13 protein-coding genes are annotated in these 15483 nt (G+C 44.9%); 3 read left to right on the top strand and 10 right to left on the bottom strand.

The window, feature by feature from the left end:
• Positions 1-25: 25 nt before the first annotated feature.
• From AC1XUE_RS13110 to AC1XUE_RS13095, 4 genes are read right to left on the bottom strand one after another with little or no spacing between them, the layout of a single operon-like run.
• Positions 26-1348: a sugar MFS transporter gene (locus tag AC1XUE_RS13110; protein ID WP_483356429.1), complete on the bottom strand. Its 1323-nt coding sequence runs from the start codon at positions 1346-1348 to the stop codon at positions 26-28.
• 21 nt (positions 1349-1369) lie between these two features.
• Positions 1370-2116, bottom strand: a complete 747-nt coding sequence (locus AC1XUE_RS13105; protein ID WP_483356428.1) for a glucosamine-6-phosphate deaminase — start codon at positions 2114-2116, stop codon at positions 1370-1372.
• 35 nt (positions 2117-2151) lie between these two features.
• Entirely contained in the window at positions 2152-3546 is a 1395-nt protein-coding gene (locus AC1XUE_RS13100) for a Gfo/Idh/MocA family protein (RefSeq protein WP_483356427.1), read from the bottom strand.
• A 5-nt stretch (positions 3547-3551) separates the two neighbouring features.
• Positions 3552-5609: a dienelactone hydrolase family protein gene (locus tag AC1XUE_RS13095; RefSeq protein WP_483356426.1), complete on the bottom strand. Its 2058-nt coding sequence runs from the start codon at positions 5607-5609 to the stop codon at positions 3552-3554.
• A 309-nt stretch (positions 5610-5918) separates the two neighbouring features.
• On the opposite strand from AC1XUE_RS13095, the gene AC1XUE_RS13090 reads away from it, so the two are divergent.
• A complete protein-coding gene (locus AC1XUE_RS13090) occupies positions 5919-6941 on the top strand; it encodes a LacI family DNA-binding transcriptional regulator (RefSeq protein WP_483356425.1) in 1023 nt (340 codons plus the stop codon).
• Positions 6942-7148: 207 nt separating this feature from the next.
• On the opposite strand, the gene AC1XUE_RS13085 is transcribed toward AC1XUE_RS13090, so the two are convergent.
• From AC1XUE_RS13085 to AC1XUE_RS13075, 3 genes are all read right to left on the bottom strand, one after another.
• On the bottom strand, positions 7149-7700 hold the full coding sequence (locus AC1XUE_RS13085; protein ID WP_483356424.1) for a DJ-1/PfpI family protein: 552 nt from the start codon (positions 7698-7700) through the stop codon (positions 7149-7151).
• A 113-nt stretch (positions 7701-7813) separates the two neighbouring features.
• Entirely contained in the window at positions 7814-8890 is a 1077-nt protein-coding gene (locus AC1XUE_RS13080) for an alpha/beta hydrolase-fold protein (protein WP_483357991.1), read from the bottom strand.
• Positions 8891-8972: 82 nt separating this feature from the next.
• On the bottom strand, positions 8973-10082 hold the full coding sequence (locus AC1XUE_RS13075) for an endo-1,4-beta-xylanase (protein ID WP_483356423.1): 1110 nt from the start codon (positions 10080-10082) through the stop codon (positions 8973-8975).
• A 772-nt stretch (positions 10083-10854) separates the two neighbouring features.
• Here AC1XUE_RS13075 and AC1XUE_RS13070 point away from each other — a divergent pair.
• Positions 10855-10977: a helix-turn-helix domain-containing protein gene (locus AC1XUE_RS13070; RefSeq protein ID WP_483356422.1), complete on the top strand. Its 123-nt coding sequence runs from the start codon at positions 10855-10857 to the stop codon at positions 10975-10977.
• Between the two features lie 50 nt (positions 10978-11027).
• Positions 11028-11342: a hypothetical protein gene (locus tag AC1XUE_RS13065; RefSeq protein WP_483356421.1), complete on the top strand. Its 315-nt coding sequence runs from the start codon at positions 11028-11030 to the stop codon at positions 11340-11342.
• Between the two features lie 97 nt (positions 11343-11439).
• Here AC1XUE_RS13065 and AC1XUE_RS13060 read toward each other — a convergent pair whose 3' ends face one another.
• Genes AC1XUE_RS13060 through AC1XUE_RS13050 form a run of 3 tightly spaced genes read right to left on the bottom strand, consistent with a single transcriptional unit; the run spans position 11440 to position 15274 of the window.
• Entirely contained in the window at positions 11440-12903 is a 1464-nt protein-coding gene (locus tag AC1XUE_RS13060; RefSeq protein WP_483356420.1) for a TolC family protein, read from the bottom strand.
• Between the two features lie 21 nt (positions 12904-12924).
• On the bottom strand, positions 12925-14277 hold the full coding sequence (locus AC1XUE_RS13055) for an HlyD family secretion protein (RefSeq protein WP_483356419.1): 1353 nt from the start codon (positions 14275-14277) through the stop codon (positions 12925-12927).
• Positions 14270-15274: an ABC transporter transmembrane domain-containing protein gene (locus AC1XUE_RS13050; RefSeq protein ID WP_483356418.1), complete on the bottom strand. Its 1005-nt coding sequence runs from the start codon at positions 15272-15274 to the stop codon at positions 14270-14272. The genes AC1XUE_RS13055 and AC1XUE_RS13050 overlap by 8 nt, the downstream gene beginning before the upstream one ends.
• Positions 15275-15483 lie beyond the last annotated feature (209 nt).

Here is a 15483-nt window from a genome sequence, read left to right as displayed (position 1 = left end):
AATAGGATTTAGGAATAGACATGAATCAGAAAAGTTTCCAGCTTCTTAACTTGTATGCATGAAATGCATAGAACACTAAGTACAGGTAGCAAGGTAAAAGCACCCAGTAAGCTTGTCTTAAAGATAACGTATCAGCAAAATAGCCGTATAACAGAGGCAGTATAGCATTGCCGCAAAGACCCATAATCATAATGGATGCGCCCAGTTTGGTAAACCTACCCAGACCATTCAGCGCCAAAGGCCATATTCCTGCCCAAACCAGTGAGTTTGCCAGTCCCAGCAGCACAACAAACCAGATGGAAACATCGGTCTGATGACCCAGAAAAAAGACATTTCCCTTCAAAAGGACAATCATTATGGTGAAAACGCTGCCAAGGATGGTACATACTTTAAGGGCTGTTAGCTGACTGATGTATTTTGGAATGACACTTATACCAATCAGGTATCCGCATATGGTGCAAAACAGGGTATATGAGGGAAATACTTTGGCTTCCAGAAGATCCAGATTCATTGAAACAGCATAGCCGATGATCGTATCGATGGCGATGACCTGAGTTCCGACATGAAGAAAAATGGCCAAAGCGCCCAGTACCAGATGTGGAAACTGAAAAATGCTGGTTTTGGAAGAGTTGGCTGTGGCCAGATTTTGGTCTTCATGTTCTGTATCAATTTCCGGCAACGGAGAGCGGAAAACGAGAATGCCCAGTATAAAAAGCAGTAGCCCCAGGCCGATATAAGGGTTTATGACCCGCTGTATAAGCTCGTCGAGTGCTGCACTCTTTTCAGTAGGTGACATCAAATCGAGCTGAGCAAATAGCGCTGTATCGGTGGGCCTTAAAATGACCGCTGCAAATACAATCGGGGAAAGAATACCCGCCGCTTTGTTACAGATGCCCATGATGCTGATGCGTTGGGCGGCCCTGTTGTAAGGGCCCAGAATGGTGATGTAAGGATTGGCTGCTGTTTGTAGCACGGCCAGCCCGATACCGATTGTAAAAAGACCAATCAGAAAAATCTCGTAAGTTCTGCTTAATGCAGCAGGGACAAAAATGAAAGCGCCTAACGCCATAGCCCAAAATCCATACATCATTCCCTTTTTAAATCCCACCTTTCTCAGCAGATACGAGGATGGTACTGACATGACAAAATAGGCGATGTAAAAAGCAAACGCGACCAGATAGGCCTGAAAGCTGGTCAATTCACATGCTATTTTGAAATAGGGAATCAAAATAGAATTAACCCAGGATACAAAGCCGAAGATAAAAAACATGACACCGATCAGAAAAATCGACACAATAGTTTCCCGGCGTGTCAATGAGTCCACTGACACAGCTTTCAGGTTTTTCATGGTTCAGGTATTTTTAGATGTTCACTCGGTAACAGACTTGGACAGCAGGCTTGCCGATGCCTTATCAAGGTAATATGCACAGTGTGGATGTTGCTGAAGAATACTGGCAGGATATATCGGATCCACAACCCGCTCTAGACTGTCTTTGACTGCCTGCGCTTTACGCTCATCGGGCACCGAACAAATAATCTGTTTCGACTTCATGATCTGTTTGACCGACATACTGATAGCCTGCAGCGGAACTTCTTCCAATGAAGCAAACCAACCTTCTCCCATTTGCTGAAGCCTGCAGGGCTCATCCAGATTCACGATCAGATAGGGCTGTTCAGTTTGAAAATCAGCAGGAGGATCATTGAAAGCCAGATGACCGTTTTCTCCGATTCCCACAAGTGCTACATCAATAGGATGTTGTGCGATCAGCTCAGCCAACTTGGCTATATGTGCCTGGGCATCGCCGGTTCCATCTATGAGATAACTTGCCTTCAGAGGACTTACTTTGTCCAAAAATCGCTCTTTGAGGTACTTTCTGAAACTGGCCGGATGTGTATCGGGCATACCTATGTATTCATCGAGGTGAAACATGGTTACTCTGGACCAATCCACATCCTGTTCGATCAACTCATTGAGCGTATCAAACTGACTCGTACCGGTAGCCAGAATGACGTTGGCCTCTCCGCGATGGGCTATACTTTCGCGGATCAGGTCCGCTGCTGCTTTTCCGGCCAGCCTTCCCAGCTCCTTTTTGGTTTCACTTACAACAACTTTCATGCTTGCTTATTGAATTTTTATGTTTAAAAAGCTTGTCAAATTCTTACTTTGGTATTACCTCCAGTGCTCATGCTCAGATCAACAGGTTTGTTGGTTTTCCAGCTGCCGTTGGTAAAATCGGGTATATCCACAGATGCAGATCTTTTGGATATAGACGCTTCGGTCAGAGGCGATATCACACTCCACGACGCAGCATCGTATACATCCTGATCCAATGGTAGCCCATTCCTGAGGCAATCAATCAGTCGCCAGTCCATCAGAAAGTCCATGCCGCCATGTCCGCCTACCTGTCTGGCGAGTTCACCAATTCTTTTGATGATAGGTGGTTCATACTGCTTTTCGAGTTTTTGATATTCATGCTCAGAAAGCCACTCGTGTCCCTGAGCTATTTTACCGGGAAGTGGATACTTCTGTGCAGACGCTTTGGTTCCGCTCAGCAAATGGATACGTGAGTAGGGGCGCGGCGAGCTTACATCATGCTGAAGCATGATCGTTTTACCTTTGGCAGTACGGATCACCGAGGTGTTCATGTTACCTCTGAAACTGTGGCCGGAAAACTGTTTGAAATCCTGATCAGTTGCAGCCAGGGATTTGACTTTATCCGTGATCATAAAATCGTTGCTTGCCATCGAAACCAGGTAGTCCATTCTGTCTCCACGGTTGATATCCAACGCCTGGCATACTGGCCCCAGCCCATGTGTGGGATAAAGATTCCCGTTGCGCTCATTTTCTTTGAGTCTCCACAATTCAAAACGTTTATTCTTGTCAAACAGCGAATCATAGATGTCGTGAATATAGGCTCCTTCCGCATGCATGATCTCGCCAAAGAATCCCTGGCGTGCCATATTCAGTGTGAGCAGTTCGAAGAAATCATAACAGCAGTTCTCGAGCATCATGCAGTGCTTTTTGGTACGCTCTGAGGTTTGTACCAGTTTCCAGCAGTCTTCAGTCGTAGTTGCGATGGGAATCTCACAGGCCACATGTTTGCCGTGTTCCATCGCAAACTGGGCCATAGGCGCATGTAAGTTCCAGGGGGTACATATATAGACCAGATCGATATCATCCCTTTCACAAACCTTTTTCCAATCATTGGGTCCGTCAGCGTACAATTTGGGTTTGTGAGGTGTATTTTCAAAAACCTTGGCTGCCTGCTGCACTTGTTGTGGCCGTACATCGCAGAGTGCGTTGATTTGAACATTTTCAAGATGGATAATACGTTTGATGGCGCCTCCTCCACGGTTTCCCAACCCTATGTAACCGATACGTACCGTATCAATCTTTGGAGCTGCATAACCACTCATATTAAAAGTTTGCTTGTGGCCTTTGTCGACAGATTGGTGTTCGGGCAGATCGTGGCCCTTAGCGAAAGCGGTATTTGTCATACCCAGCCCTGTCAGGCCCGCTAATTTCAAAAAATCTCTTTTTTTCATTTTGTTTATTTAAAGATGACAGGATCTTTCTTTTTGCAAAGGCCGTTGAACCTTTTAAATTCTGATTTTACTATTTCAAGTTGGTCTGCTGTAACCGGGCTGCCTGACATACTTACCGGATTTTTAAATACAATCCTGCCTTTTGCCAGTCCTGCTGCCAGGGGTACATCACCCCATTTGAGAATGCCCGGAATATGAATACCCATACCAAAATAATCTACATCCTGGCGGTTGTCAAACTGGTAGCTGACCGGGCAGTTCAGAAGCGTGAGCTGATGGCCTTTGTTATAGATCGCCTCGTGAAACAATGCTGCTAGACCGGCTTCTTTTTCAGCCAGTATACTGATGCGTGCTGAAGCGTGCTGATTGGTGATCAATTCGGTGATCATGCCAATGTCACTGACCCAGTTTCCGATTACGGTTTTGCCGAGCCATAAGGATGCACGTGCGAGTGTATGAAACCGCGTCAGGCTTTTATCAAATACCGCTGTAGCCTGAGAATAACGCTCGCCCGTACCCCAAAGATCAGCAAGAATGATACCGGCGCCTGAGCTTTCCAGAGCAGCAATCTGACTTTGATCTACAGTCTTTTTGCCCCCAATATTCAGAATAACAATGTAGTTGCTATTGCCGGTAGCTGGTTTTTTCATGAGTAATGGAATCAACCCATTAGCAGAAGTTTCAATTGCTATCCGCTGCCAGCCATTTGCTGACCCATAGGTGTTGACTTTGGTTAGCTTCTCCGCCAGGGAAACACCCAGAAGTTGCTGAAGTTGCAGTTGCTTGGCCTTGAGATCAAGCTTGTTTTGATGCTTTTGCTGTTCTGCCAGCAACCAACCTTTTTGTTTGGCTAACTGTTCAATGCTGATTGCCAGACTGTCTCTTCGCCCGGGTTGATAGACCATCAGCTGTTCATTGTCTATCAACGTAAAAGGTATCTCCTCTTTAGCTGCACCATTGCCCTTGCCTTTGAGGTGAAGATCAAAAAAGCCGAGCATGCTTTGTCGCATTTGCAGCCAGTAGCCGTGACCGGTGTCATAAAGCTGGTAGCTGATTTGATCAGAGGCATTCAACATCTTAAAGACAGGCTGCGCGTTTTTGAAGCTTTTGAGCATTTCCGGGTAGGTAAATGTTGGATTTGCATCCTGAAGTGCCGTCGCTATATGCAGTGCACGTGGGGCGATCATGGCCAGAACGCCAGCTTCTTCTGTAAAGGTCAGACCGCTAGGTAAAAGCTCACACACGCAGTTGCTCCGCATGATGTATGACTCGAAAGTGCCTACGCTCACTACCGGCATGGATGCCTTGATACGTTCGTCCAATGCTGAAAGCCACATGGTTTGGTTGCCACCACCACTTGCCCCTGTCGCACCGATGTTATTTTTATCAACATACGGCAATGATTGCAAGAGATCCACGCCCCTGATATTATCTGCTATTTGCTCGCCCATCAGCGTGTGCCCCACATTCATCAGTGAAGCACCCAGGTTCGAACCGTGGTATTCATGAAGCCCGTGCCGGCTGGTTCGTTCTCCCGATCCAAAGGCGTCTATGACAAGACAAACATATCCGCTCAGGGCCAGCGAATGCCCCAGTGACTGAACCACAGCATTGCTTTTACCGTCGGGCCAGTGCCCATGCATGGCAATCACGGCAGGGAACGGGCCGCTTCCACTTGGAACATACAAATTGGCCGTTGCCATCATTCCTGGTCTTGTCTGAAACGATATGTTGCGTATCGAATAGTCTTTGAGCTGGTGAGAGCCGGTTTCTTTTAGCTCCAAAGCAAGATCATGATTGATGACAGCCGCGGATTTTTCCAGGATCTTAGCCTTCAGATCATTTTTATAGTGCTGCCATTCCAGCTTGTTGTCAGGCAATTGATGTTTTCTGAATGCCAATGCTGCCTCGCTCCGGTATTGTTTTTCGATCAGGTCCATGTAGGTTCCCGGCAGTACCTGCGGCAGACTATCTGTTTGCAAAGGAGTGGGCTGCGCCATCAATCCGAAGTTTATAACTATGGGAAAACCAGCTAAAAACAAAAATGAGATGAGTCTTTTCATATTGCCGGATGTTGCGGGGTTTCTTTTTTAAAACATCCCCGTACAGGTTGAACCGATGAATGATGATATAAAATATTAGTATCGGTCCTTAAGGCCGATGAATATTTTAATGATGTTCAATATTACAATGATTTTGTAGTGTTCCGGGCAAGTTTAGGCCGAAAAAGTAGCGAGAACGTTAACGAAAAATACATTCATCGAGCTATGGGAAGGGTAGCAGGAGCCCGTTGCAGTGCTGATTTAAACAAGCTACGTATTAAAAGATAATTCGTATTTTCGGTTTTTAGCTTTCTAAATCCTGTCAGGTTCATGCGCCGCAGATACATTACTATTAAAGACATTGCAAAAGCGCTGGACATATCAGTAGCCACTGTTTCGCGTGCACTCAGAGACGCCTACGATGTCAATCCGCAGACACGTCAAAAGGTTTTGGACATGGCGACAGAACTTAATTACAAACCTAATTTCAATGCTACCGGTCTGGTAAAGAGGAGTACGCACAATATTGCTGTATTGATTCCGGCCATTACCAACTATTATTTTTCCGCTGTGATCACCGGCATACAACAGGTAGCAAACGAAAATGGATTTAACCTGATTTTGTATCTCACTAACGACTCCGCAGAAACGGAAATCAGAATTGTAGAAGAATTATCATTGAGTAGTCTAGATGGGCTTTTGGCCTGCGTATCAGCACACGAAAACAACTATGCGCATTTCAGTCAGATCATAGATGATGGCCTTCCCGTGGTTTTTTTCGATAGGGTAGCTGCCAACATCGATGCTTCCAAGGTAATGCAGGATGATTACAATGGTGCTTTTATGGCTGTTGAACATTTGATCAAAAGCGGCTATCAGAAAATAGCACATATCACTGGTCCCGGAGAGCTTTCGCTGACGCAGAACCGGTTAAATGGCTATATGCATGCACTGGAAAAGCACCACATTGCATACAACCCTGCCTGGGTGATACACTCCGGATTTTCTCAGGCAGACGGATCATCCGATGTTGCCATTTTGTTCGACGATCCCGACGCTACTCCGGATGCGATTTTTGCTGTCAATGACAGGAAAGGGATAGGTGCTATGCTGGCCCTGAAGCAAAGAAATATTGTAGTTGGGCCAGAGGTTGGCGTGATAGGTTTTACCAATGATCCCATTTGTGAAATTATATCACCGACGCTTTCAACAGTTGCAGAGCCCGCTTATCAGATAGGCAGAGAATGTTGCTCGCTACTTTTGAAACATATCGGGAAAAGTAGTTTCCCTGCTCAAAGCGTCACCTTGTCAGCAGAGCTGATTGAGCGAGAGTCAACCAGGAGAAACCTGTGAATACGGATTGATTTTATTATCGTATTGGAAATCTGATGTATGTTTTCAGGCGTTGCAGTTTGGAACTGGCCAAATTATCCATATAGATGCGTGTATTTCAATTCTATTCAGCCTGTTGTAGAAGCTTTTTGTAACCTAACCTCACCATATGCCCAAGTCTACTATGCAGTAAGATTGAGCATATGGTGAACATCGGTTCAGATCGTTCTACTTTTTTAAACAGGAAAAAACTTCTCTGTAGAATTCCGGGTGTGACTGCCAGGTTTGTCCGGTTACCATATTTCCGTCCCGAATGGCTTGCTGGGTAGCGTATATGCCGCCGCCCATTTCGATTTCGGTGCGCACGTGTTCATATGCGGTTAATTCTTTATTTTTAACCAATCCTGCTGTAACCAGGATCTGAATACCATGACAGATGGCAAATACCCATTTTCCCTGCTGGTCAAACTCGCGGACTACGTCTAACAGTTTAGCATGGTTACGCAGATACTCGGGAGCACGGCCACCCAATAGTAAAATTGCGTCATAGTCATCAACGACTACCTCGTCAATGGTCAGATCAGCATCCAGACAATATCCGGGTCGTTCTACATAGGTATCCCAGCCGGGTTCAAAATCATGCATGACCAGATTAAGTCGACGCTTACTCGGGGCGGCTATGATGGCCATGTGACCTTCTTCCTGAAATCGGTGAACCGCATATAGCGTTTCGTAGCTTTCGCCACCATCTCCGGTGACAATCAAAATTTTACGATTCATAAAATAAAAAATTAAAACAGGTCTTGTAATATCGCTTGGTCACGAAAAGTGAATATCAAGCATGTCCTACCTATATGTATTGATGCCTCTAGCGGCAGAGAGTATAGCATTTCTTATTTAAACAAAAGCGGAGCAAGCTGGTAGAGACTTCGGCGCCATGTCTGGAATTCGTGGGCAGTACCTTCAGAAACATAAGAAACTGCATTGTATCCGGCTGACTTCAGCGAAGCGGCTGCATTCCGTACGCCGTCAGGCCTCTCTTTACTGCCAGCACTCAGGAAAACAAGTGCTGGCTTTGTTTTGTCTTTCAAATCTTCGGGCGCATATACACCTCCGCTCAAAAGTGCATAGTAAGCAAACACATCAGGTTTGTTCAGAGTGATTGTACGGGTTTCCATTCCGCCCATCGAAAGGCCCGCCATGGCGCGGCTCTGGCGGTTGGATAAGGTTCTGAAAGTAGCATCCACATAGGGTATCAGCTCATCGGTCAATACCGTTTGAAAGGGTTCGATCTTGAACTCTCTTATTTTTCCCATCTTTACCTCATTGGTCATTCCGTAGGTCATCACAATGATGAAAGGCTCAATTTTCCCGTCAGCAATCAGATTGTCCATGATCAGGTTAGCACGCCCCTGATTGCTCCATGCGGTTTCATCTTCGCCCCACCCGTGTTGAAGATACAGAACCGGATATCGCTTATCTGATTTTTCGTATCCGGGCGGAGTATAGACAAAAGCCCGACGAGAGGTGCTGGTACTTTTAGATGGAAACAATACCTGCTGCACGTGGCCATGAGGAACGTTCCTGAGTTCATAAAAGTCCTTATCATGGGCAGGAATTTCAATGCCACTTTCCCAACGTATGGAGCCGTAGTAGTTCATTGCTCCCGGATCGTTCACTGTTGCTCCGTCAACTGTGAGGTGGTAATAATGAAAACCTTCATCCATAGGGCCTTCAGTGGTGCCGCTGAAAAATCCATCGGTGTCTTTGGTTAATCTGGTTCCACCTTTTCCTCCGAGTCCCAAACTAACCTTTACGCTATCGGCCTGCGGGGCCTTAATGCGGAAGCGGGCGTAACCCTGGGAGTTAACCTGCGGAAACTGTTGGCCTGGCTGATTGAGCTCAGAGGGGCTGAAGTCTTCTTTGACTGTCGATTGGCTCACCTGTGCCCAGGCAGTCGAGGCACTCATGGAAGCTGCCAGAATGATTGTAAAAGCGTGATTTTTCATCGAATTGTTGCGATTATTGTTAAGGTGGTAAATCAGAGATCGGTTATTTTGAATCCATAATTTTGTGAAAAGCCGGTTTCGGTTTATAGTCCCGGTCAAAGAGCAATGGATAGTTAGTCCTTCCTGCCACCGGCCAGCCGTTCAGCCAGCTTTGTCCATCGTGCGCTCCCCAGAGAGTAACACGGGCAATCTTGTCTTTGTGTTTTGTAAATAGTTTGAAAAGCGCATCGTAATCGTTGGCAAGTTGTTGTTGTACGCTGTCGGGAAGGCCGGCCTTGTAGGGATCACGAGAAGGGTCGCTATTCATCCGCTGATTGACATCCGCACCCTGAAAATTGCGTTTGAGCACCTCGATGTCCAGCTCCGTAATTGCAACTTTAATTCCCAGAGCTGCGTATTGGATAATACTCTCCTCGATGTCTTTGAGAGGCACTTGCCCGAGGTGCCAGTGCCCCTGTATGCCAACGCCGTCAATTTTTACACCCGCAGCCTGAAGTTTCTTAATGATATTGATGCATCCGGCTCTTTTGGCTGGTTTTTCGTTATTGTAATCGTTGTAATAAAGGTCCGTATTGGGTGTAGCAGCCTCTGCCAGACGGAATGCCTCCGTGATATAATCCTCTCCGAGCATGTTGTAAAATACCGATTTCCGAAGCGTACCATCTTCGTTTAAAGCTTCATTGACGACATCCCACGACTGAACTTTTCCATGGTACCTACCAGCAACGGTATTGATATGGTTGGACATAAAAAGCTTTACCGAGTCTGCATGTTGTAAAGCGCGAACGAAACGAGGCAGCTGACTGTGCCATATGAGTGTATGGGCATTAATCTGTATTTTATATTTCTGTCCGAATTCGATAAGCTTGTCAGCCATTGCAAAATTGAACGTGTTCCAACGGGGTTGCAAACTTTGAGCTTTCATCACATTTTCAGGTGTAACTGCGTTGAATTGCTCTGCCAGCAACTGCGTCTCCGATGGAATGCTTTCTTGAATTTGCCTCGCGTTAATCGCTGTTCCGATCAGAAAGTCATTCCGGAAGCGGTTTTTAAGTGATGAGGCAGTTTGTGTATCCTGCTGCGCATGAGCAGCACTTTGCAGCAGAAAGCTCATGATGTAAATATTGAGAACAGTTTTTAGTCGGAGCGGCATAGGGCCTGGGATAATTGAGTTAGACGGTTGTTTTACTTCTGAATCCTATTGTAAGCAGTATGGTGTATCAAATAAGTTTAGGCTACTACCTGGTAACAGAACCTGTTCACCTGACAATTATAAGGTCGGATATTCGTATCAGCTCTTTTACGCGAAAACAGTATTTTATTATAGCTATGTTAGATAAATCTGGTCAGACAGGATTAAGTGGGAGTAGCTCCGGCACAGTCGCAAAGATCGTATATTTTTTAAAATTGCTATAAAAACTTGAAAAAATATTATTGATGCCATAGTATGGCTATTGGAGGTATTCATTAGTATATATCAAAATCTTCAAAAAATACGAGACGAATCCATTTCAATATTTTTAACTTTCAAGTATATACGTTTTTGGCTGCGGGGATAATGTCGGTGTCGAAAAGTTAACAATGGTTATGTCTCATCAGCAGAATCAATTGTTGGGAATTTAAACATTTGTACTATTAATTTGAACATTTGCGCTACTGATTTTACGAGTAGATCGTACTTTACAGCTATTTATTAGCTCGGCATAGTGAAAGATGATGTTCACGTATATATATGATGGGTCTTTAAATTTTTGTGTGGAATTGAAATGAATCCTGATCTTTCAGTAGAAGAGTTGAGCAAAGCAATGTTTGTAAGCTGCGGAACGCGGAACAATAAAATTCTGGCCTTTACAGACGAAGCGCCGGAGGAATATGTACGATCACTGAGATTAAAAAGAGCACTTTCTCTGCTGTTATGAAATGAGTTGAAAATTTCTAAGATTGCTTATTCGACAGGCTTTTCTAATCCCAATTATTTCGCGAGGGCATTCAAACAAAAGTACAATGTATCTCCCACTGAAAATGCAAACAACAACAGGAAATATTAATAGGTTGTCCAGGCCAGTTGACGGGAAAGCTCATTCTGAACATGATTAATATGGAAATACAACATTTGTTAGATTCGATTAAGCGTCTTGAGCACGGTTTTAAACACATTGTAAATGCTGGTGAGCAGATACTGGCTGATCCGACGCTGGCGCATTTTGATCTTGCTACCGCGTTTTTGTGTGACACTAGCTATCAGGTCCGGATGCTGGCCACCCAACTTCTGGGGGAACTGGCTGTTACAGATCCGGAAGCATTGGCGATTCTACAGAAGCAGGTAGGGTGTGACCCAAACTGGCGGGTACAGGAAATGATTAATCAGATGTCAATTCCAATAGCACTGTCATTTATCTCCGGTAGTTCGTAATCAGATCAATACTGATGCTTGCAAGATGTTTTTGTCAGGATGAAATTTGCTCTTTCAATATTCTATCATGGCTATTGGGTGCTTCTGTTTATCTCTATCACCGCTCCGTAATGGTTCCGGATGCATAATATAATTCTGCAATCGCCTTTTGATAACCTGTTACAAGCTCAGCCAATTTCATTTTCATGTCAATCAGTTTAGCCTCCCGGCTATTGATTAAGAAAAGAGTACTTTCTCCCAGATCAAACTTTGCAAGTTCACCGTTCAGTAAAACCTGTTGATTATCGATACTTACGGCCTGAATTGCCACCTGAGACTCGTACGCTGCCAGGTTATTATAGGCATTCATGATACTGGTGTTGATTTGGCGGCCAGTTTGTGCCACATCAAAGCTAAGCGATAGTTGTTTAATTTTTATTTCATTGAGTTTGCCACGTTCTGCTCTCAGCAGTAAGGGAAAGGCAAAGTCAACACCGAGCTTGTAGTTGTTCCACCGCAGATCGTAATAGTCCGGTACGAATGAACCAAAATCGGTTCTGCTCGTAATCAGTGATGCACTTACGCTCAGCTTCGGCTTGAGCATTTCAATGCGATAGTTTTTTTCCAGTTGAAGCTGCAAACCTTTGTTTTTTAGCATGAGCAATTCAGGATGCCGGCTTGCTGCATCTGCAATCAGTGATTGTAACTGGCGTTTATAGAAATCCGATTCTACCGGCCGAATGATTTCCGGATAAGTACTGTCGGGTAGTTCCATTGGCTGTTCCTGTTCATTCCAGATATGGTTAGACATCAGCAGGCGTGAGTTGTTAAGTTCCACCTTTACTTTCTCGAACTGGATACTGCGTTCCTGATAAGTAATAGCTGCTTCCACCGAATCTATCGTGGGCTTGTCGCCAAGCAATGCCTGATTTCTCACAGCCAGAAATCTTTGATACGCCAATTCTGCTCCTTCCCGGATTAGCTGATATTGTTGGTGGGCGTTATACCAGTTCCAATAATCCTTAACGGCCGAAAACCATATCTGGTTAATTTGCTTTATCTTTTCCGCTTCAGCATAATTGACCATCACTCTTGCCTGTCTCAGCACGTTTCGTCTTGCATCAATCAGCAAACCTTGACCTATGGGAATGCTAAGTCCAATGCCAGTTAATCCCGGCACGCCGGTTCGGGTTTCCGGGTTTGTGTTCTCACCCACAAAGCGGTCATAGCCAATCTTTAAATCAGCTCCTGCCAGCCATAGTGGTACTTTAAGCTCATTTGACCAGTTATTATAATATTCAGTTCCTCCGAAAGTCTTTCTGCCAAAATGGCTTTTGAGTGCCGGATCGAATGCTCCCCAGGCTTGCTGCAGCTGGCTCCTGGCCTGATCGCTTAATAAATCCGCCTGCCTTACAACAGGATGGTTGGCTAGAACGATATGCTCAAGGTCTCTGAGGGAGAATGTCCTTTTGTTGACTGCATTTGAATCAGATTGGGCGAAACAGCTTGCAGCACTCACTGTGAATGACAACAGCAGAGCTACTGTGGATTTTATCTTTTTTATATTACTGACCGACGACATAACGTCAAAATTTTGAATGAATTACTTTGCCCCGACCTGAACTGCCGGCTCCCTTTCCAGACTCGGAGGGAACCCGTTAAGCTGCCGCCATATTTCATACCAAACCGGAACTGAGCGAAGAATAACCCGTCCATATACACCAGACCCCTGCCGCAATTGCTTAGGCCATGGTTGATCCTTGACAGGAACCGGAGCAGTAGGTTTAATCAGTAAACGGTATTTACCACCTTCACTGCTCACCAAGTCAATCACTGACACTCTTCCTGAGAAAGTGCCGACTGCTACTGAGGGCCAGCCGGAAAACTGTACAGAAGGCCATCCTTCGAATTGAAGTCGCACATCACTGTTCATCAAAATCAGCGGAACATCCATTGCATCCACATACAGCTCGGCTGCTATAAGGGGAGCCTCTGGCTGTAGGGTTGCAATAGACTCTCCCTCTTTGATATTTTCTCCAATACCTGCCTTCAATGTTTTCACCACGAAGCCGGTCTGAGGGGCGCGTACAACATACAGCCCGCGCCGTATGTCCGTGTTAGAAATTTCATTCCGAAGTTTGGCAATCTCACCCTGAGCACTCACTTTACTGGAAAGTGCTGAGCTCATTTCAGACTGTGCCTTGGCTAATGCCTGATCATATTCTGCGCGGATGTTATCCAACTCAATACGTGCGTTAACAAGGGATTGAATAGAGTTATTGAGTTTGTTTTGCTGACTGATCACTTTGGCATTATCTTCCTGCAATTTCAGCCTGCGTGATTCTATATCAGTCAGGGAAAAAAGTCCGTTGAGATATCCGGCTTCATAACGTGCAAGTCTGGATTTACTGATTTCAAAAAATCGCTTTACTGCTACCAGATCTGCGCTGTCAATACTGACAACATTTTCAGCCTGAATAACCTTGTTCTGAGCTGAACTGAGCTGAATACGAAGTCCTGTGGTAAGTGCGCGCATCTGAGCTGCCGTCGCCTCCATTTTCTGTGATGCCGCACCCTCATTGCCTTTTTTTGCGATAAGTTGTTCTCTGAGCCGCTGAGGAAGTTCAGGGTCGAAGAAAGACTGACTTGTTTCGGATATAACAAGTATTGTATCACCTTTGTTGACTTTTTCTCCTTCGCGAACAGCCCAATGCTCAATACGTCCGCCGATCTGATTTTGCACTGTTTGTGGTCGGTCTTCGGGTCTGAGCGCGGTCACATGGCCTCTTCCGGGAATGGTTTGTCTCCAGGGTAAAAACAGTATAATGATGAATACAGCCAGGAGCGCAAGCATCAACTTGCCAAGCATCCGCGTACCTCTGGTAGAAAGGATTTCGTGTCTGGACAACACACCCATCCGCTGCCATTCTGGTTTATTTGACGATTTCTTAGCCATTTGCCACCTCACTTTCTTCCAGTTCCAGATCAGTAACCGCTGCTATTTTTTCGCTACCGGTAACCATATCAAAAATGGTACTCAGACTAGTCATAAATTTCTCCACAGCATAGCTTATCTGCACAATAATTACTTCCGCTGCTACAAACTGGCCCAAGGTCATCTGCCGCTCTATGACGTAGAAAGATCCAACCAGCAGTAATCCTCCCATCAGTATCGTACGAAGCACGACAGAACTGGCAAAGAAACTTCTGAGAATCTTGAAATGCGAATTTCTCGCCTTCAGGTATTTAGCCGTGATCTTATCCGTTTCTGAAATTACCTGATCAAGCTGATCTTTCTGATTACGGTATTGGTCTAGATTATCTGCCACCTTTTCCAGATAGGCCACCACTTCATATTTATATTCCGACTCCTCTATACTGGTAGAAACACCCCTTTTATAAAAGAGGGCAAGCATTAAAAAGATAACCAGGATCGTCAGCAACCCGAAAATGATGTAGACAGGATGATAGAAAGAAAGCAGGATGGCAGCAAAAAATATCTGAACTGTAGAGGCCACTACATCTACCAGAAGTTTGGTCAACCCTTTTTGAATCGTGATTACATCGAAAAACCGGTTTACGAGCTCCGGCGGATTCTCTCCTGAAAATTCTTCCTTTTTGATTCTCGGGAATCTGTAAGCAAATTCAATGGTTGCCTTGGCGAAAATTTTCTGTTCGACCACTTCCACAAGCGTCAGTTGCCCGATCAATAGGATACCACCCAGAGCAATTCCCAGCAGTACAATACCTATCAATATATACGTAGAGCTGTATAAGACTCCGTTTGAAAGAAAATTAAATACTGCCGTGGTGCCAAGAGGCAGAGTTAAGCCTATAAGACCTATTAATATAGCGTAAATGAAAATGTAGTTGATGGTAGTTCTTTCTACATAAAGCATGGCCATCAATCTTTCCCAAGGAGTGGGAGCCTCGGCATGGTATCCTTTCTTCATTGAATATGATTCATTAACAAAACGTGTATTGTTTGGGGATGACCACAACTTGTAAAGCCAAACCCGGTAATAAAATATTAAATATCACTTCCATGAACAGCCACCTCCGATATGACCGCAACGTACGAATAAGTCCATTTAATCATTTGATTTGCATCATTGTAATACCTTAATAACTCCCTACTGTTACCGTTTTGAAACGCTTTCAA

Source organism: Dyadobacter sp. HNCC25DJ187 (assembly GCF_056895255.1).
This window is presented reverse-complemented; position numbering and strand designations above follow the sequence as displayed.